At 66.7% G+C, this 18,303-nt stretch carries 20 protein-coding genes; 6 read left to right on the top strand and 14 right to left on the bottom strand.

Annotation, left to right across the window (positions count from 1 at the left end; genetic code table 11):
* The 11 genes from flgG to motA form a co-directional block, all read right to left on the bottom strand.
* Nucleotides 1-789, bottom strand: a complete 789-nt coding sequence (gene flgG / locus H536_RS0109820; protein ID WP_024350312.1) for a flagellar basal-body rod protein FlgG — start codon at nucleotides 787-789, stop codon at nucleotides 1-3.
* A gap of 83 nt (nucleotides 790-872) precedes the next feature.
* Entirely contained in the window at nucleotides 873-1,190 is a 318-nt protein-coding gene (gene fliE / locus H536_RS0109815) for a flagellar hook-basal body complex protein FliE (protein ID WP_024350311.1), read from the bottom strand.
* Between the two features lie 2 nt (nucleotides 1,191-1,192).
* Nucleotides 1,193-1,609 carry a flagellar basal body rod protein FlgC gene (gene flgC / locus H536_RS0109810; RefSeq protein ID WP_009210354.1) on the bottom strand — a complete coding sequence of 139 codons (417 nt, stop codon included), beginning with the start codon at nucleotides 1,607-1,609 and terminating at the stop codon, nucleotides 1,193-1,195.
* Nucleotides 1,610-1,613: 4 nt separating this feature from the next.
* On the bottom strand, nucleotides 1,614-1,994 hold the full coding sequence (gene flgB, locus H536_RS0109805) for a flagellar basal body rod protein FlgB (protein ID WP_024350310.1): 381 nt from the start codon (nucleotides 1,992-1,994) through the stop codon (nucleotides 1,614-1,616).
* Between the two features lie 215 nt (nucleotides 1,995-2,209).
* The gene (locus tag H536_RS0109800) at nucleotides 2,210-2,611 is read right to left on the bottom strand and encodes a hypothetical protein (RefSeq protein WP_228239723.1); all 402 of its coding nucleotides are present in this window, start codon (nucleotides 2,609-2,611) and stop codon (nucleotides 2,210-2,212) included.
* Nucleotides 2,612-2,640: 29 nt separating this feature from the next.
* The gene (gene flhB, locus H536_RS0109795; protein WP_024350308.1) at nucleotides 2,641-3,729 is read right to left on the bottom strand and encodes a flagellar biosynthesis protein FlhB; all 1,089 of its coding nucleotides are present in this window, start codon (nucleotides 3,727-3,729) and stop codon (nucleotides 2,641-2,643) included.
* A gap of 99 nt (nucleotides 3,730-3,828) precedes the next feature.
* Complete coding sequence (locus tag H536_RS0109790; RefSeq protein WP_024350307.1) at nucleotides 3,829-4,872, bottom strand: FliG C-terminal domain-containing protein; 1,044 nt, start codon at nucleotides 4,870-4,872, stop codon at nucleotides 3,829-3,831.
* 11 nt (nucleotides 4,873-4,883) lie between these two features.
* Entirely contained in the window at nucleotides 4,884-5,213 is a 330-nt protein-coding gene (gene fliN / locus H536_RS0109785) for a flagellar motor switch protein FliN (RefSeq protein WP_024350306.1), read from the bottom strand.
* A gap of 74 nt (nucleotides 5,214-5,287) precedes the next feature.
* Nucleotides 5,288-5,662 carry a hypothetical protein gene (locus H536_RS0109780; RefSeq protein WP_024350305.1) on the bottom strand — a complete coding sequence of 125 codons (375 nt, stop codon included), beginning with the start codon at nucleotides 5,660-5,662 and terminating at the stop codon, nucleotides 5,288-5,290.
* Nucleotides 5,643-6,578, bottom strand: a complete 936-nt coding sequence (locus H536_RS0109775) for a FliM/FliN family flagellar motor switch protein (RefSeq protein WP_024350304.1) — start codon at nucleotides 6,576-6,578, stop codon at nucleotides 5,643-5,645. Before H536_RS0109775 ends, H536_RS0109780 begins: the two co-directional genes overlap by 20 nt.
* 4 nt (nucleotides 6,579-6,582) lie before the next feature.
* A complete protein-coding gene (gene motA, locus H536_RS0109770) occupies nucleotides 6,583-7,440 on the bottom strand; it encodes a flagellar motor stator protein MotA (RefSeq protein ID WP_024350303.1) in 858 nt (285 codons plus the stop codon).
* A gap of 180 nt (nucleotides 7,441-7,620) precedes the next feature.
* Between motA and H536_RS24345 the strand changes: the two genes are divergently transcribed.
* The 6 genes from H536_RS24345 (at nucleotide 7,621) to H536_RS0109740 (ending at nucleotide 15,245) form a co-directional block, all read left to right on the top strand.
* A complete protein-coding gene (locus H536_RS24345) occupies nucleotides 7,621-7,785 on the top strand; it encodes a hypothetical protein (protein WP_155898447.1) in 165 nt (54 codons plus the stop codon).
* A 2-nt stretch (nucleotides 7,786-7,787) separates the two neighbouring features.
* Nucleotides 7,788-8,513: a flagellar basal-body rod protein FlgF gene (gene flgF, locus H536_RS0109760; RefSeq protein ID WP_009210361.1), complete on the top strand. Its 726-nt coding sequence runs from the start codon at nucleotides 7,788-7,790 to the stop codon at nucleotides 8,511-8,513.
* On the top strand, nucleotides 8,510-9,883 hold the full coding sequence (gene fliI, locus H536_RS0109755) for a flagellar protein export ATPase FliI (protein WP_024350302.1): 1,374 nt from the start codon (nucleotides 8,510-8,512) through the stop codon (nucleotides 9,881-9,883). Before flgF ends, fliI begins: the two co-directional genes overlap by 4 nt.
* Nucleotides 9,884-9,973: 90 nt before the next feature.
* The gene (locus H536_RS0109750; RefSeq protein WP_024350301.1) at nucleotides 9,974-10,492 is read left to right on the top strand and encodes a GbsR/MarR family transcriptional regulator; all 519 of its coding nucleotides are present in this window, start codon (nucleotides 9,974-9,976) and stop codon (nucleotides 10,490-10,492) included.
* Entirely contained in the window at nucleotides 10,489-12,042 is a 1,554-nt protein-coding gene (locus H536_RS0109745; protein ID WP_024350300.1) for an efflux RND transporter periplasmic adaptor subunit, read from the top strand. Before H536_RS0109750 ends, H536_RS0109745 begins: the two co-directional genes overlap by 4 nt.
* Nucleotides 12,039-15,245: an efflux RND transporter permease subunit gene (locus tag H536_RS0109740; protein ID WP_024350299.1), complete on the top strand. Its 3,207-nt coding sequence runs from the start codon at nucleotides 12,039-12,041 to the stop codon at nucleotides 15,243-15,245. Before H536_RS0109745 ends, H536_RS0109740 begins: the two co-directional genes overlap by 4 nt.
* Before the next feature lie 96 nt (nucleotides 15,246-15,341).
* Here the strand turns inward: H536_RS0109740 and H536_RS0109735 are convergent, their stop codons facing one another.
* The 3 genes from H536_RS0109735 to H536_RS0109725 all read right to left on the bottom strand — a co-directional run bounded on the left by H536_RS0109735 (nucleotide 15,342) and on the right by H536_RS0109725 (nucleotide 18,294).
* Nucleotides 15,342-16,337, bottom strand: coding sequence for an ABC transporter substrate-binding protein (locus H536_RS0109735; RefSeq protein WP_024350298.1), 996 nt, complete (start codon nucleotides 16,335-16,337; stop codon nucleotides 15,342-15,344).
* A 35-nt stretch (nucleotides 16,338-16,372) separates the two neighbouring features.
* Nucleotides 16,373-17,278 carry an ABC transporter permease gene (locus H536_RS0109730; protein WP_051141570.1) on the bottom strand — a complete coding sequence of 302 codons (906 nt, stop codon included), beginning with the start codon at nucleotides 17,276-17,278 and terminating at the stop codon, nucleotides 16,373-16,375.
* Between the two features lie 65 nt (nucleotides 17,279-17,343).
* The gene (locus H536_RS0109725; RefSeq protein WP_024350296.1) at nucleotides 17,344-18,294 is read right to left on the bottom strand and encodes an ABC transporter permease; all 951 of its coding nucleotides are present in this window, start codon (nucleotides 18,292-18,294) and stop codon (nucleotides 17,344-17,346) included.
* Nucleotides 18,295-18,303 lie beyond the last annotated feature (9 nt).

Genomic DNA, 18,303 nt, shown 5'->3' with positions numbered 1-18,303 from the left:
TCAGCGAATCCCCTTCGAGACGACGCTCGCCATCTCGTCGGCGGCCGAGATCACCTTGGAGTTCATCTCGTAGGCGCGCTGGGCCGAGATCAGCTCGGAGATTTCCTTCACCGGATCGACGTTGGAATCTTCCAGATAGCCCTGCTGGATGGTGGCGTAGCCCTCGTCGCCCGGCACGCCGGCCGTCGGGGCACCCGATGCGATGGTCTCGCGGAACAGATTGCCGCCCTGCGCGGCAAGGCCGGCATTGTTGGCGAAGGTGGCGAGGGTCAGCTGGCCGAGCTCTTCCAGATCGGCGGCACCGCCGACGCGGGCGAAGACCTGGCCGCTCTCGTTGACGATGACCTCGCTGGTGTTGGCCGGCACGGTGATCGCCGGATCGACCAGCAGGCCGTCGAGGGTCACGAGCTGGCCGTCGCCATTGGTGTTGAAGGCACCGTCGCGGGTGTAGAGGATCTCGCCGCCCGGCCCCTGGACCTGGAACCAGCCTTCACCGTTCAGGGCGAGATCAAGCTTGTTGCCGGTCTGGTTGAGCGTGCCCTGGATATGAAGGTTGCGGATGGCCGCAAGCCGCGTACCGAGGCCGAGCTGGGCGCCCTCGGGCACCACGCCCTGTCCGCCGCGGGCTGCGACGCCCTGTGCGCGCTCGACCTGGTAGAGCAGATCGGTGAACTCGGCACGGGCCCGCTTGAAGCCGGTCGTGTTGATGTTCGCGATGTTGTTGGCAATGACCTCGACATTGGTCTGCTGCGCATTCATGCCGGTCGCGGCGATCGCAAGGGCTCGCATCGGATGCTTCCTTCAGGACGGTGTACCCGGTCCCCGTCGATACGGGGCGCCGTGGAAAGTTTCAGGTGGCGGAGACCGCCGGATCAGATCGCCATCCGCGACAGTTCCATGTAGGCGCTGACCGCCTTGTCGCGGATCGAGACTGCGGTCTGCAGCGTCCGCTCGGCTTCCATGACCGCCTCGACGACGGCCTGGGTGGTCGCCTGGCCGTTGATTCCCCGGATCGAGGTGGCCTCGGCGGACTGGACGGTGGTGACGGCGTCCTTGGCGATCTGCGACAGGACGGCGCTGAAATCGGCGCCGGCGCCCTGCGGGGTCGCGGTTGCGCCGGTGGTGGCGAGGCCGGCATCCACGCTGCCGGTCTGGATGCGGGGCAGGCTCGCTCCGATAGCAGGAATCATGGTCAGCTCCTCAGCAGGTCGATGGTCATGTTGATGATTTCACGCGCCTGCTTCACCACCTGGATATTGGCTTCGTAGGAGCGGTTGGCTTCGCGCATGTCGGCCATCTCGACCAGCATCCGCACATTCGGCATCTTCACGTAGCCGTCGGCATTGGCGGCCGGATTGCCGGGATCGCTTTCCAGGATGAACGGCGTGTCGTCGCGGCCGACCTTGTCGACCGAGACCATCTGGGCGCCCGAGACCCGGTCGAGCTCGCTCTGGAAGCTGACCATCTTGCGCTGATACGGGTCGCTGCCGGGCGTCGTGCCGGTGGTCTGCGCATTGGCGATGTTCTCGGAGACGATGCGCATGCGCGTCGACTGCGCCTGCAGGCCGCTGGCGGCGATCTTCAGAGACGAGAGCAGTGGATCGGCCATCGGATTATCCCTTCGCGGACATGATGAGCATGCGGTGGAACGACTTCACCACCGACGTGCCGAGGGCGTATTCGCGCGATACTTCGCCGGCCTTCAGCATTTCCTGCGGCAGGCTGACGGAGTTGCCCGAATGCTTGACGCTCCAGGGCATCTCGTTGACAACGTCGGAACTGCCGCCCGCACTGTCCATTGAGGCCAGATGCATGGACTGCGACCGCGACATGCGCAGCGCCGTGGCGTCGAGCGCCTCGGTGAAGGACGAGAGATCCTTGGAGGTGTAGCCGGGCGTGTCGACATTGGCGACGTTCTCGGCGACCACCGTCTGGCGCTGGGCCAGATAGGCGGTGCGCTGCGATGCGAGCCCGAAGATGTAGAGACTATCCATGACGATCCGCGCTGAAAACTTGCGACGGGTCCAGCCTTAGGACGAGGCGCTTGTCCGAAGCTTGATGGATCGGCAGGAACGACTTGAAATGAAACGGCAGGGGGAAAGTATTGCCCGCAGGAGGCCATAATCCCGCATCCGCGGCATGGCGCGCGGAGCGGGGCTGGTGCGGGACTTGCGGAGGGGGATCGGAGCGGTCCGCCGGACAGCCCGGATCAGGACGCGCGCGGCTTCAGATGCGCGTCGTGGATGGCGTTTTCCAGACGCTCGACGCCCTCGTCGGGGCAGGCCGGGCTGTCGAAGGAGATGTAGGTGATGTCGACGGCCGCGGTGGCGGCGCCCAGCTCGAGCTGGAAATGCGCGGTCACGCCGTCATAGACGAATTCCAGCGCCAGGCAGACGATCGGCACCGTGCCCCACGACACCCGGACATGACCGGAATTGGCGAAGCGCAGAACACCCGGCTTGAGAAACAGCTCCGCCGAGGAGGTCACGATGTCGGACAGATTGCCGTAGCGCTCCAGTCGCAGGAAGGCGATGTAATCGACCACTTCGACCAGCCGCAGCTCGGCGGCGACTTCCTTGATGCCTTCGGCGAGCGCGCGCTCCCGGGACAAGGTCCTGTGCTTGCGAATATCCAGCATGGCTACGCTGTAGCAACTCCTACCTTGGATCCCGTGCGGGAGTGGAGGAAATAGATGATCTCAGCGATCGCCTTGAAGAACTGGGGCGGAATCATCTGATCGATTTCGACATGATCGTACATCGACCTTGCCAAGAGCTTGTCTTCGATCACCGGAACATCGTTGGCTTCGGCGATTTCACGGATCTTCAGCGCGACCAGATCGGCGCCCTTGGCGACGACCATCGGAGCGCCGCCCTCTTCGCGATTGTAGCGCAGCGCGATGGCGTAATGGGTCGGGTTGGCGATCACCAGGGTGGCCAGCGGCACGTCGGCCATCATGCGGCGGCGCACCCGGTCACGACCGATCTGGCGCTGGCGCGCCTTGATCTGCGGATCGCCCTCGGCCTGCTTGTTCTCGTCCTTGATTTCCTGCTTCGACATCATCAGGTCGCGGCGCCAGTGGAACCGGGTCATGGCCAGGTCGGCGGCGACCAGCACGATGGTGGCGATCGAGATGCCCGACAAGAGCTTCATCGCCATCTGCAGGATCAGCTCGGGCACCAGCACGGGGTCCGCGAACATGGCCTGCATCATCGTCGGGAAGCTCGACACGAGCAACATGCTGACGACGACGCCGATGGTGATGAACTTGAACACCGCCTTGCCGAACTCCGTCAGCCCGCGCAGGCCGAAAATGCGCGTGAAGCCGGATGCCGGCGACACGTTCGACCATTTCGGACGAATGCGCTCGATATTGATCTGGGGCGGATTTTGCAGGACGGAAGAGATGACGCCGCCGGCGACGAAAAGCCCTGCGGCCGGCAGGATGAACCAGACGGCCTCGCGGGCCAGCATGTGCAGGACGTGTAGAGCATCGGCACTCGTATCCAAATCCCACTGAAGCGGGTTCTCGAACGTCGTCTGCAGCGACAGCAGGAGGCGCTGGACGCCCTCACGGGCCTGCAGCGCGATGAACGCCATGATGGCCAGAAGCGAGGCCAGAATAGGCGCTTCCCGCGAAACCGGAAGGTTGCCCTTCTCGACCGCGTCGCTGATCTTCTTCTCGGTCGGGAACTCTGTTTTTGAGGATTTGTCCTCGCTATCCGACACTGGCGATTAAGCTCCGCAGGTGTTGACGTTCAGTGAAGAGAACGGCTTTCCCGGCCGATGACGGGAAAGCCGTGGAGGACACGCGGCGCTTTCGCGCCGCTATGCTTCGGATTCGCCGTGCAGATCCAGCTTGCCCTGGCTCCACAGCTCGAGCGCCGTGCTGGCCACCTGGCGGCGGGCGCGATCGATGTCGGCCGCCGGCTTTTCGTCGCCGCGCTTGAACTCGGCCTCGACCATGCGCCGCGAACGGGCGCTGAGCGAGGACAGTGCGGCCTCCTTCAGCTCTTCGCTCGCGCTGACGAAGGCGGTGATGATCACCTCCGTGTCGATCGCATCGAACAGCACCATGCGGGCGCGCTTGTCGAGCGCCACGATGTCGTCGAAGGCGAAGAGCAGGTTGCGGAGCTTCTCGGCATCCTTCGGCGAGGTCTGGTCGAGCATCACGATCAGGTCGTCGGCATGGCTCTTCGACATGCGGTTGACGATGTCGGCGAGGATCGTGTGGCTGCTCTGCTGCTCGCCCCTGTCCGGCGACGCCAGATAGGCCTGCCGCAGATGGACCTCGAGCAGGCGCTGCACCGGCCGCGTCAGCGACTTCAGCGTCAGCACCCGGCGCATGACGTCATGCCGGAAGGCCGGATCGAATTCGCGGGCAACGGTCGCGGCCGTGTCGGGCCGGATCTTCGACAGGAGCACAGCCACGACATGCGGGTGTTCGCGCGACAGCCTCGGCGCGAGGATCTCGCCCTGCAGCTCGGCGACCGAATCCCAGACATTGCGGGAATCGCGCTCGGCAGCCTTCGCGCCGTCGTCGCCTTCGCCGGGCGACACCGAGAAGATCGTCTCGAATTCTTCTTCCGACAGCGATTCCTTGAGCAGATTGGTCATCTGCTGGGATGGCGCGTCCAGCCCCGGCGCCTTCTTGAAGGCGTCCTGGAACTCGTCGACCAGCTCGGCGATCTGTTCGGGCGTGACCGATTGCAGACCGGCCGCGCTTTCCTTCAGAAGCTTGATCTCGCTGGCGGAGAAATGCTTGAGCAACCGGGACGTGCCGGGTGCTCCGAGGGTAAGGAGCAGAACAGCCACGCGGGCCTTGCCGCTTGCCGGCAGTTCCGGAACGTTATCCTGAAAAGCGGCGATCATCGACATGATCGTCAGGCTGCCCGCTGGTTCTTGGCGGCAATGCGCGCGCCCGGCTTGGCGACCTCGGTGAGGGTGACGCCGAAGCGCTGCTCGTCATTGTCGAGGACGACGATCTCGCCGCGGGCGATGACACGACCGTTGATGATCACGTCGACCGGGTCGCCGACCTTGCTCTCCAGCTTGACCACGGCACCGCGACCCAGGTCGAGCACTTCGGCGACGGTCATGCTGGTCGAGCCGAGCACGATGTGCATCGTGACCTGCAGATCCTTCACCAGGTCCAGATCCATCCGGCCGGTGCCCAGGTCAGCGCTGCTGGTGGCGAAGTTGTCGTCGGTCATGGCGTTTTCGTCCTTGGGTCTTCAGCCGTCCGCATCATGCGGGGGCCGTGTCACACGGGAGTGATCAATCCGATTTAGCCGGCCAGACTGGCGTGAAGCCTGCGATCGGTCCATTCGCCTGCCGGCGGCAGGACGCGATGGACGCGGCCGGCCTCCGCACGGCGCGGCAGCGCGTCCGCCTCGGCGACCAGCCGCTCGAGCCGGTCGGTGGCGTCGTCGGCTTCGGCGATCCGGAATTCCAGGCGGTGCAGCGTCTCGACGCCCTCGTGCTTCAGCCCGACCACCACTTCGGCGGCGCGGGTGATCGAGGCATCGGCCTGCGCCAGCGAGGCGGAGAGCGCGCTTTCCGAGGAGCGCAGGGTCCGCAGCTCGCGCTGCATGCGGGTGCAGCGGAACGCCGTCACGACCAGCGCCACGACGAGAGCGAAATCAAGCAGATAGGATATCATCAATAAACTCCTCGGCGGGGTCGATGCGCTCTTCGATGCGGACGACGTAGGAATCGCGCGACCGGCCCATATGGGCGCGGAACAGCGGCTGGTCCTCGCATTCGATGGCGATCAGGCTGTTGGCGCTGACATCCAGCGGAATGGTGTCGCCAACGGCAAAGCCGGCGATCGTTCCCAGGTCGATCTTTTTCTTGGTGACGATGGCACTGAGACGAAGATCGCTCTTGGCGAAGCTTTCCTTGATGGCGTTCGACCAGCTTTCCTCGCGATCCGGCGGCGGCATCTTCGGCGGCTCGCGCAGGAAGCGGAGATGCGGCGCAAAGAGCGCGCCCGGCAGCGCGAAGGTGATGGTCGTCGACAGCGAGGCGACCGTCAGATCGAAGCGGAACAGGATGAACCGGTCGGTCTCGCCGGCCAGCTGCTCGCCGAGTTCGGCCGCGTTGATGATGTTGCCCACCGACAGACGCAACTCGCCGATCATCTCGAACACCGACAATGCGGAGTCGGCGATGGTCGCCAGCCCCAGCTTGACGATGCTGCGGTCGAGATCTGTCGGCGTGCGCGGCGGGGTTCCCGGCGGTGACGGCTCGGCGGCGAAGAGCGCGGAGATCAGGGCCTCCAGCGCCTCGTGGTCGAGCATCGCATAGCCGGGGCTGCGAAAACGCGGCGAAGACAATGGCGCATACATGGTGCCGTCGTCTTCGGCCTCGTCGAGCTCGGGACCGAAATCCGACTCCACCTCGCGAAGCGTCAGGTCGAGGCTCGCGCCGGCGATCGCGGAGATCTTGGTTGCGGCCGAGGCGGCCCAGGTCTCGGCCATGTGCTTGAGGCGCGGCAGGCGCCGGGGTTCAAATTCGGCGGCATTGCGAAGGCGTTCGCCGACATCCGCTCCGCTGATCTGTTCGGTCTGGCTCATCGGATCAGGCTCCACCGCCGATGGTCTCGGTCTCGACCTGGTCGATGGACGGGCGGTCGTAGGCAGAGATGGTCTTGCGGCCGTATTCGAGGGCGACCTGCGGGATGGCGCCGTTCATGTAGGCGATCAGGGTGGAGCGCACGATGACGAAGACGCGGATGTTCTTCTCGCGCACCGACTTCACCTTGGTGGCGACCGGGCCGACCACGCCATAGGAGAAGAAGATGCCGGCGAAGGTGCCGACGAGGGCGGCGCCGATCAGGTGACCGAGCACTTCCGGCGACTGGTCGAGCGCGCCCATGGCCTTGATGACGCCGAGAACGGCGGCGACGATGCCCAGTGCCGGCAGGCCGTCGGCCATGTCCTGGAGGGCGTGCTTGGGCTTGAGCCGATCCGAGGAGATCGTCTGGATCTCTTCTTCCATCAGCGCCTCGATCTCGTGCGGACGAGCGTTGCCGATGATGATGAGGCGGCAATAGTCGCAGATGAAGTGGACGAGCGACTCGTCCTTCATCAGCTCCGGATAGGCCTGGAAGATCGGCGACTCCTTCGGCTCGTCGATATGCGCCTCGACCTCGCCGCGCGACTTGGAGCGCATCTCGCGCATCAGCTGGTGCAGGAGGGCCAGCACCTTCAGATAGTCGTTCTGCGTGGGCACCTTGTTGGCGAAGGCTTCCTTGACCGCCTTGCCGGTGTCCTTGACCACCTTGGTGGGGTTGGCGACCAGGAAGGTTCCGATCGAAGACCCGAGAATGATGACGTACTCGAACGGCTGCACGAGAACGCCGAGATGGCCACCCATGGCGACGAAGCCGCCGAGAAGGCAGCTCAAGGTGACGATCAGTCCGACTACAATGCCCATGCGGCCCCCGAATGCGAATGTTGCAGACCACCGGTAGGAAGTACCGCTTGTGCGAGCCTTGCCCTCGCACCCATTCGGCGGCGCTGGCGGCCGGATCGGGCTTGAACGGCGCGTGGCGACAGGCTGGCGCAAGGGTGAGCCCGGATTTTCACCGCATACATTCTTCTACCGGAGGCCCGTATGCCGGCCGCAACCAACCGATCGACCCTCAAGCGCCGCGATATGGCCGGTGCCATCGTCCGCATGGCGGGACGGGCCCGCATCGAGCGCGTTCTTGACCGGTCGGCCCTGTCCGCCGGTTCGGCCGCCACTTCCGGTCTCCTCCAAGACAGTCGGGATATCTGACGATGGAAACTGCTCTTCCAGTCGCCCTGTCGGCGCAGCTCGCCATGTCGAAGCGCCTCGACACCATTGCCCACAACGTCGCCAATTCGCGCACGACGGGCTTTCGCGCCGAGGAGATCAAGTTCGAGGAGCTGATCTCGCTCAGCGCGCCCGAGCCGGTCTCCTTCGCCTCCGAGGGCACCACCTATTTCTCCACCCGCTCCGGCGAGATGACCCAGACCGGCAACCCGCTGGACATGGCCGTGGACGGCGATGCCTTCTTCGCCTTCCAGGGGCCGAACGGGCCGGTCTACACCCGCGACGGCCGCATGCGGATCAATGCCCAGGGCATGGTCGAGACGATCAGCGGCTATCCGCTCGTCGATGTCGGCGGCGCGCCGCTGCAGGTCGATCCGAATGCCGGCCCGGTGACCATCACCCGCGACGGCATGATCACCCAGAACGGCGCCCAGGCGGGTGCTGTCGGCCTGTTCCAGCTGCCGGCCGGCGCCAAGCTGACGCGCTTCGAGAATTCCGGCCTGATCCCGGATCGCGCCGCCGTGCCGATCGTCGAATTCGCCGATGTCGGTGTGATTCAGGGCTTCCAGGAAGGCTCGAACGTCAATCCGATGCTCGAGATCAGCCGGCTGATCTCGCTACAGCGCGCCTTCGAGAACGCGTCCAACCTCGTGCAGAGCTCGGAGCGCACGCTGGATGACGCGGTCAAGACGCTCGGGACGAACTCGTGACGGCTGCGCCGACCTCCGGTTCCGGCCAGACCCGGCTCGACGATCATTGCCTGTCGATCACCGGCCACATCATCGACGTGTCGCCGCAGGCCTTCCGCGTCGCGGGCCTCTCGCCCTTCGTGCGGCTGGGCGATCGCATTGCCTGCCCGGGCGATGATGGCGACGCCATCGGCGAAGTGGTGCGCATCGAGCAGGGCAGCCTGACCGTCAAACCCTTCGCCAACCGCTTCGTGCGCGGCGTCAAGGCGCCGGCCCGTCAGATCGGGCCCTTCATGGTCTCGCCCTCGCGCAGCTGGAAAGGCCGCGTTCTCGACGCCTTCGGCCGGCCGACCGACGGCAAGGGACCGGTAACGGAAGGCGACGATCCGCGCCGCGCCGACGCGCCGCCGCTTCCCGCCATGCAGCGTGGCCGCACCGGCAAGCCCGTCGCCACGGGCGTGCGCGCCCTCGACATCTTCACGCCGCTCGTCCGCGGCCAGCGCATCGGCATCTTCGCCGGCTCCGGCGTCGGCAAGTCGACGCTGATGAGCATGCTGGCGCGCGCCAAGGGCTTCGACACCGTGGTGGTCGCCCTCGTCGGCGAGCGTGGCCGCGAAGTGCGCGAGTTCCTCGAAGAGACCATGGCCGGCAATCTGTCCAAGGTCGTCACCATCGTCGCCACCGGCGACGAGAGCCCGATGATGCGGCGCCTGGCACCGCGCACCGCCACCAGCGTCGCCGAATATTTCCGCGACCGGGGCGACAGCGTGCTGTTGATCGTCGACAGCGTTACCCGCCTTGCCCATGCCGCCCGGGACGTGGCCCTTGCGGCCGGCGAGCCGCCGGTCGCGCGCGGCTATCCGCCGAGCGTCTTCTCCGAACTGCCGCAGCTCCTGGAGCGTGCCGGACCGGGGCTCGAAGGCTCCGGCTCGATCACCGGCATCTTCTCGGTGCTGGTCGATGGCGACGATCACAACGATCCCATTGCCGACGCCATCCGCGGTACGCTGGACGGCCATATCGTGCTGGACCGCGCGATCGCCGAACAGGGCCGTTTCCCGGCTGTGGACGTCCTGAAATCCATCTCGCGCCTCGCCGACCGGGCCTGGAACCCGCAGGAGCGCGAGCTGGTCAGCCGCCTGCGCAGCATGATCTCGCGCTACGAGGACACGCGGGATCTGCGTCTCCTCGGCGGCTATCAGCGGGGCAGCGACCAGACGCTGGACCAGGCCGTCGATCTGGTGCCGCATGTCTACGAACATCTCGTCCAACATCCGGAGGAAGGGCCCTGCAAGCAGCCCTTCGAGGATCTGAGCGCGCGGCTGAAGAAGAGCTTCCAGCCGCCCGCTCCGGTCGTCCCCGCGGGGCCGGGCAAGCCCGCCGCCGGCTGATCGGCCCCCGTCTGTGACATTCAGCCGTAGCTGAACGATTTGTCTTCGTTCAGTCTTGATTGAACGGCCCGGCGCACGTATCTGCGCCGGATGAACATCGTCCTCGATCCCCAGTCCGTCCCGGCCGACGACGGCAGCGCCGTGCGCGCGCATTTCGTCGACCGCATGGGACACCATCTCGAAGTGGAAGGCCTGCCGCGGATCGCGGGCCGTCTGTTCGGCTATCTGATCCTTGCGCCCGAACCGGTGAGCTTCGGCGCGCTGGCCGAAACGCTCGGCGTCAGCCGCGGTTCGATCTCGACCAATGCCCGGCTCCTCGAGAGCAAGGGCCTGATCGAGCGGATGGCCGTGCCGGGCGAGCGCCAGGACTTCTTCCGCCTCGCCGAGCGCCCTTATGCGAACATGATGCGCGGCATCATCGCGCGGATGCAGGACATGCTCGCGACCCTTGCCCAGACCGCCGACGCCCTGCCCGGCGACGCCGCTGTCGAGCGCGCCCGGCTCGACGAAGCACGCCAGTTCTTCGAAACGTCGGTCTCCGCCTTTGCCGACATCGCCGCGCGCCTCGCCGATCAGCCTGTGCCCGCGCAAACCCCGGACGACCGATGACCAGCACCGACGAAAACCGGACGCAGACACCGGCTGCCGACACCGCGCCCCCCGCCAGGGAACCGAGGTCCTATGCCGGCTGGCTGGCGACCCTCTTCGTTCTCGCCCTCGTGGCGTGGATGGGCTCGGGCTATCTCTACCCTGCCGAGGAGACCGCCACGGCGCCGCAGGCGCGCCAGCAGCAGCCCTTTACCGTCGAGGCCTTCGCCTCGACCGCCAAGGCGGTGACCCAGTTCGTCGCCGCCGAGGGTCAGGTCTCGCCCGACCGCATCACTCCGGTGCGCGCCAAGGTCGGCGGCACGGTGGAAGAGGTGCTCGTCGCCAAGGGCGATTTCCTTGAGGAAGGCACGCTGATCGCCCGGATCGCGCTCGACGATCGCAGCGCCCAGGTCGCCCAGGCCGAGGCCGAGCTGTCGCGCCGTCAGGGCGAGTACGACCGCGTCTCGGGCCTGGCCGATCGCGGCTATTCGACCGCCGCCGAAGTCGAGGCCGCGCAGGCCGAACTCGCCAGCGCCAAGGCAGCACTGGCGGCGATCCGGCAGACCACCGGCGATACCGAGATCCGCGCGCCGATCACCGGCGTGCTCGACGCCTTCGACCTCGATCTCGGCGAGTTCGTCGCCGCCAGCGCCGAGATCGGCCAGCAGATCGACATCGATCCCCTGACCGTCGACGTCCAGATCGCCCAGCAGAATGTCGGCAAGGTCCGGGTCGGCCAGCCGGCCGCCGTCACCTTCATCACCGGCGAGGCGCGCGAGGGCATGGTGCGCTACATCGCGGCCAATGCCGATACCGCCACCAGGACCTTCCCGGTGGAGGTCGTGGTCGAAAATCCCGACCGCGACATCCCGGCCGGCATTTCGGCGCAGGTCCGCATCCCCACCGGCGAGACGCCGGCGCATTTCATCTCCGCGGCCCTCCTGGCGCTCGGCCCGGACGGCACGCTCGGCGTCAAGGCGGTCGGCGAAGGCGACGTCGTCAGCTTCCACCCGATCGAACTGGTGCGCGCCGAGACAGACGGCATCTGGGTGAGCGGACTGCCCGAAGAGCTGCGCATCATCTCGGTGGGCCAGGGCTTCGTCGCGGCCGGCGAGACCGTGCGCGTCGTGGCGCCCGAACCGGGTAAGTCGGGCGAGCCGGAGACGGCGGCGGATCCGCAGGTGGAGCTTCCCGAACCGGCACCCGACATCGTCGGCGAGACGGTGAGCGAACAGGGAGAGGGCAACGGCGGGATCGTAGCGCAGGGCGATGCCGACGCGGACATGCCGGAGACCGCGACCACCGACGAGAGCACGGAGACCGCCGCAATCGCCCCGCAGACCGCCGCCGAGATCGAAGCGTCGCTGGAGGCCCTCCCGGTGCGGGCGCTGCAGCAGCGGCTGGAGACGCTCGGCTATTCGCCCGGCACCGTGGATGGCGTTCTCGGCGCATCGACCCGTTCGGCGATCCGCGCCTATCAGCGCGACAACGGCATGGAGGTGACCGGCGAGGTGACGCCGGCGCTGGCGGGCGCCCTGCTTCTCGACGACGCCGCGGAAACGGGCCAGTGAGAGCCCTCATCGACGCCGCCTTCGACCGGTCGCGCACGGTCCTCCTGTTCCTCATCCTGGTGCTGATCGCCGGTGTCGCCGGCTATCAGGCGATCCCGAAGGAATCCTCGCCCGACATCCCGATCCCGGTGATGTATGTCAGCGCAGTGCTGGAAGGCATCTCGCCGGAGGACAGCGAGCGCCTGCTCGTGCGGCCGCTGGAGACCGAACTATCGTCGCTCTCAGGGCTCGACGAGATGGAGGCGCACGCTTCCGAGGGCTTCGCCTCTGTGCAGTTGAAGTTCGAGGCGGGGTTCGACGCCGACGAGGCGCTGACCGACGTCAAGGACGCCGTCGACCGCGCCAAGCCGAACATGCCGGCCGAGGTCGACGAGCCGGTGGTCACCGAGGTGAACACCTCGCTGTTCCCGATCCTGACCGTCGTCCTGTCGGGGCCGATCCCCGAGCGGTCGCTGGTCAACATCGCCGGCGACCTCAAGGACGATCTGGAAGCCCTGTCGGGTGTTCTGGAGATCGACATCGGCGGCGAGCGCGAAGAGCTGATGGAGGTCCTGATCGACCCCACGGTCTTCGAGACCTACAATCTCTCCTTCGACGAACTGGTCAGCCAGATCAGCCGCAACAACCGGCTGATCGCCGCCGGCGCACTCGATACCGGGGCCGGACGCATCGTCCTCAAGGTGCCCGGCCTGATCGAGGACGCGCAGGACGTGCTCGACCTGCCGATCAAGGTCGACGGCTCGACGGTTCTGACCTTCAAGGACGTTGCCATCGCGCGGCGCACCTTCGAGGACCCGGAGGGCTTTGCCCGCATCGACGGCGAACCGTCGCTGGCACTGGAAGTGAAGAAGCGCTCGGGCGCCAACATCATCGAGACGGTGGACGCCGTGCGCGAGGTGGTCGCGCGCCAGAAGGAAGCCTGGCCCGAAACGGTCAGCGTGCGCTACCTGCAGGACGAGTCCGAGCAGGTGAAGACCATGCTCGGGGACCTCGAGAACAACGTCATCTCGGCCATCGTCCTGGTGATGATCGTCATCGTCGCGGCGCTCGGCTTCCGCACCTCGGTGCTGGTCGGCCTGTCGATCCCGGGCTCCTTCCTCGCCGGCATCGCGATCCTCTGGCTCGCCGGCTACACGATGAACATCATCGTCCTGTTCTCGCTGATCCTCGTGGTCGGCATGCTGGTCGACGGGGCCATCGTCACCACCGAGCTCGCCGATAGGCGGCTGCTGGAAGGCGCCTCCCCGCGCGACGCCTATCGCCAGGCGGCCAAGCGCATGGCCTGGCCGATCATCGCCTCGACGGTCACGACGCTCGCCGTGTTCCTGCCGCTTCTGTTCTGGAGCGGGATCGTCGGCGAGTTCATGAAATTCCTGCCGATCACGGTGATGATCACCCTCGCCGCGTCTTTGTTCATGGCGCTGGTCTTTATTCCCGTCCTCGGCGGCATGATCGGCAAGGCCCAGCCGATGCCGGCACGGCAGCGCGCGGCCATCGAGGCCGCCGAGACCGGCGACATGTCGCAGATCGGCGGCTGGACCGGCACCTATCTGCGCGTCCTGCGCAGTGCCGTGAAGGCGCCCTTCGCCACGCTCGTCATCGCCACCGTCCTGCTTGTCGGCGCCTTCTACGGCTATTCGCAGCACGGCAAGGGCGTCGAGTTCTTCCCGTCGATCGAACCGGAATTTGCCCAGGTGCAGATCCGCGCCCGCGACAATTTCTCGATCTTCGAGCGCGACGCGCTGGTGCGCCGGGTCGAGAACCGGCTGCTCGGCATGGAGGAGGTGCAGACCGTCTATGCCCGCACGCTGAGCGAAGGCGGCGCCCGCCAGGTCGGCGCCGACGTCATCGGCACCGTCCAGCTCGAGCTCGACGAATGGGACGAGCGGCGCAAGGCGACCGCGATCTTCGACGACATCCGCGCCCGGGTCGCCGATATTCCCGGCATCACGGTCCAGGTGCAGCAGGAACAGAACGGCCCGGCCAGCGGCAAGCCGGTCAATCTCAAGCTGCTCGGCCCGTCGCTGGACACGCTGGCCGACGGCATCGCCACGGCCCGCGGGCTGATGGAGGAGATCGGCGGCTTCACCAACGTCACCGACACGCGCCCCCTGCCCGGCGTCGAATGGCAGCTGCAAGTCAACCGCGAGGAGGCCGCGCGCTACGGCGCTGATGTCTCGCTGCTCGGCCAGGCCGTCCGGCTGCTGACCGCCGGGATCGAGGTCTCAAACTATCGGCCCGAGGATGCCGGCGGCGACGGCGAGGTGCCGATCCGCGTGCGCTTCCCGGCCGGCGACCGGACGCTGGAGCGCCTGCAGGATCTGAGGATCCCCACCGCGCAGGGCCTCGTGCCGATCCGCAACTTCGTCTCCTTCAAGCCGGCGCCCAAGGTCGGCACGATCATCCGCATCGACCAGCGCCGGGTCATGGCTGTGGAGGCGGACGTCGCCGAAGGGCTGCTGGTCAACGACCAGATCGTCGCCCTGCGGCAGGCGCTGGAACAGGCCAGCCTGCCGCCCGGCGTCGATTTCCGCTTCGGCGGCGAGGCGGAGGACCAGGCGGAAGCGATGAGCTTCCTCGCCGGCGCCTTCGGCGCGGCGATCTTCCTGATGTTCCTGGTGCTGGTGACCCAGTTCAACTCGATCTACCAGGCCATCCTTGTGATGAGCGCCATCGTGTTCTCGACGGCCGGGGTGTTCTACGGCCTGCTTCTCACCGGACGGCCGTTCGGCGTGGTGATGGGCGGCATCGGCGTGATCGCGCTGGCCGGCATCGTGGTCAACAACAACATCGTCCTGATCGACACCTACAACGATCTGCGGCGCTCAGGCCAGCCGCCGCTGGAAGCACTGCTGCGCACCGGCGCCCAGCGCCTGCGGCCGGTGTTCCTGACCTCGATCACCACCGTTCTCGGGCTGATGCCAATGGTGATCGGCGTGAATATCGACTTCATCCACCGCACCATGGCATTCGGCGCGCCCTCGACCCAGTGGTGGACGGAGCTGTCGAGCGCCATCGCCGGCGGCCTGACCTTCGCGACGGTGCTGACGCTGGTGCTGACCCCGGCCATGCTGATGCTGGGCGAATGCCTGGTCGCCTGGTTCAAGCGCAAGCGCGGCGAGAACGTGCCGAGCCCGCTCATTGGCGATCCGCTGGCCAAGCACGCGACGCCGCCGGCAAGCGCCGCGCCCGCCCCCGCCTGACGACACCGCAACCCGTGGCGTCGCCGCGGCTTCAATATGCAGAAAGGCCGGGGACATACCCCGGCCTTTCGCTTCTCCGCACTGACCGGCAGGCGGTCAGTCCATCTCGGCAGCCTTGTCGGTGACGACGCTGGTCCAGGCGCCCTCCGGCTCCTTGGTGATCACCGGGTCGGAGCCGCCCGACATCAGGACGCCGACGGTGTTGTCGGCCGCCGCCGTGTCCAGCGCCCCGTCGTCACCGAGGAGCTTGGCGATCTCGCCCATCATGAAGGTCTGGTGCGCCATGGTCTGCGCGCCGGTCATGTCGTTGTCGAGAACGATCTCGGCCGCCTCTTCCGGGTTTTCGGCCGCATAGGACCAGCCCTTCATCGACGCCTTCACGAAGCGGGCATAGGCATCTACCATCTCCGGCTTCTGCAAATCCTCCTCGAGAACATAGAGGCCGTCCTCGAGCGTCGCGACGCCCTGATCGGTGTAGTTGAACACCACCAGTTCCTCGGCCGGAATGCCGGCGTCCAGAACCTGGCCGTATTCGTTGTAGGTCATGGTCGAGATGCAGTCGGCCTGCTTCTGGATCAGCGGATCGACATTGAAGCCCTGCTTGATGACGGTGACGCCCTCGTCGCCGCCTTCGGTCGACAGGCCGAGCTGCGACATCCAGGACAGGAACGGATATTCGTTGCCCGAGAACCAGACGCCGAGGGTCTTGCCCTTGAAGTCGGCAGGCTTCTCGATGCCGGTCTCCTTGCGACAGGTCAGCATCATGCCCGAGCGCTCGAAGGGCTGGGCGATGTTGACCAGCGCGACACCCTTTTCGCGGGCGGCCAGCGCCGATGGCATCCAGTCGACGACGATGTCGGCGCCGCCACCGGCCAGCACCTGGACCGGGGCAATGTCGGGCCCGCCCGGCTTGATGGTGACGTCGAGATCGGCCTCCTCGTAGAAGCCCTTCTCCTTGGCGACGTAGTAGCCGGCGAACTGTGCCTGGGTGACCCATTTGAGCTGCAGCGTCAGCGCATCCTGCGCCATCGCGGGCATCGCCAGACCAAGACCTGCCAACGCCACCGTGGCGCCTGCCAGTAGCTTCCTCATGCGCATTCTCCTTTGCTGCTGCGTTGCGTCGCCGCCTAACCCTTGCGGTAGGACGGATGCCAGAAGGTCGTGATCCGCTCGAAGACGGACAGAATGCCATAGGTCAGCGAACCGGCGAGCGCGGCGACCGCGATCTCGGCCCAGACCATGTCGGTGTTCATCCGGCCGATCTCGGCCGAGATGCGAAAGCCCATGCCGACGATCGGCGTGCCGAAGAACTCCGCCACGATTGCACCGATCAGGGCGAGGGTCGAGTTGATCTTCAGTGCGTTGAAGATGAAGGGCATGGCCGCCGGCAGCCGCAGCTTCAGGAGGCTCTGCCAGGGGCCGGCGGCATAGGTGCGCATCAGGTCGCGCTCCATCGCCCCGGCCGCCGAGAGGCCGGCGACGGTATTCACCAGCATGGGGAAGAAGGTCATCACCACGACCACGGCGGCCTTGGACGGCCAGTCGAAGCCGAACCACATCACCATGATCGGCGCGACGCCGACAATGGGCAGCGCCGAGACGAGGTTGCCGACCGGCAGGAGCCCGCGCTTGAGGAAGGACGAGCGATCGACCAGCACCGCGACGGCGAAGCCGCTGGCACAGCCGATGACGTAGCCCGCCACCACCGCTTTCAGGAACGTCTGGACGAAGTCGACCCACAGGATCGGCAGCGAGTTGGCGATCCTGACACCGATGTCGGAGGGGGCCGGCAGGAGCACGATCGGCACCTGCAACGCCCGCACCACGAACTCCCAGAGGAACAGCAGCGAGACGCCGAAGACGACCGGAATGAGCACCTGGAGCGCGACGTGCCCTGCCCGCCTCCGCGGTTCGATCGCGGCGAGACCGACGGTCAGCCGCCAGGAGGCGGCCCAGAAGGCGAGGATCGCCAGGATCAGAAGCGGGCCACGCTGGTTCACGCCGAGCAGCGCCAGAGCGGCAATTGCCGCCATCGCCGCAAGGCCGCTAGTCAGGGCGATCGCGCCGGGACCGGGGCCGGCGCCGTTCCGCGCGGCGCTCATGGCCGGGCCCCCATGCGCTTGAGCGACGCCTTTTCGCCGAGCCCGATCAGCCAGACGAGGACGCCCGCCATGATCGCGGCGGCGACGAGCGCCGACCAGATCTGGATGGTCTGGCCATAATAGGAGCCGGCCAGAAGCCGCGCGCCGAGACCGGCCACCGCGCCGGTCGGCAGTTCGCCGACAATGGCGCCGACGAGAGCCGCTGCCACGGCCACCTTCATGGAGGTGAACAGGAACGGCATGGAGGCCGGCCAGCGCAACTTGACCAGCGTCTGGCGGCGGGTCGCAGAATAGGTGTGCATCAGGTCGATCAGCATCGCGTCGGGCGAGCGCAGCCCCTTCACCATGCCGACCGCGACCGGGAAGAAGGACAAATAGGTGGAGATGATCGCCTTGGGCAGAAGGCCGGTCACGCCGACGGAATTGAGGACGACGATCACCATCGGCGCGATGGCAAGGATCGGGATGGTCTGCGAGGCGATGATCCAGGGCATCAGGCTCTTGTCGAGCGTGCGCGAATTGAGGATGCCGACGGCCAAGAGCACGCCCAGCGCGGTGCCGATGAGAAAGCCGAGCAGCGTCGAGGAGAGCGTCACCCAGGCGTGGTAGAGCAGCGAACGCGGCGAGGACGGTTTCACCCCGACCGTGGAGTTCCAGATTTCCACGACGATCTGGTGCGGCGCCGGCAACACCGGCCGCTCCGCCGACCAGGTGGCGGCGACCGTATCGAGGGCGCCATAAGCCTCGCCGGCGCGCTCCAGCTTCACCGTCTCGGTCGCCCAGTTCATGCCGATGGCGGCCAGATACCAGATCGCAAGGATCGCCAGAACGACGGTCAGAACCGGCACGCTCCGCCCGTCGCGCATGCGCCGGCCGAGCCGCCGCAGCGGACCGGCATAGCCGATGGCGGCGCCCGGCTCGGCGATGGGTGTTGACGGCGGCGTCATCGACACCGC

Source organism: Aurantimonas coralicida DSM 14790, from assembly GCF_000421645.1.
GTDB lineage: Bacteria > Pseudomonadota > Alphaproteobacteria > Rhizobiales > Rhizobiaceae > Aurantimonas > Aurantimonas coralicida.
The sequence above is the reverse complement of the archived record's forward strand: the minus strand, read 5'-3'. Positions and strand labels throughout refer to the sequence as shown.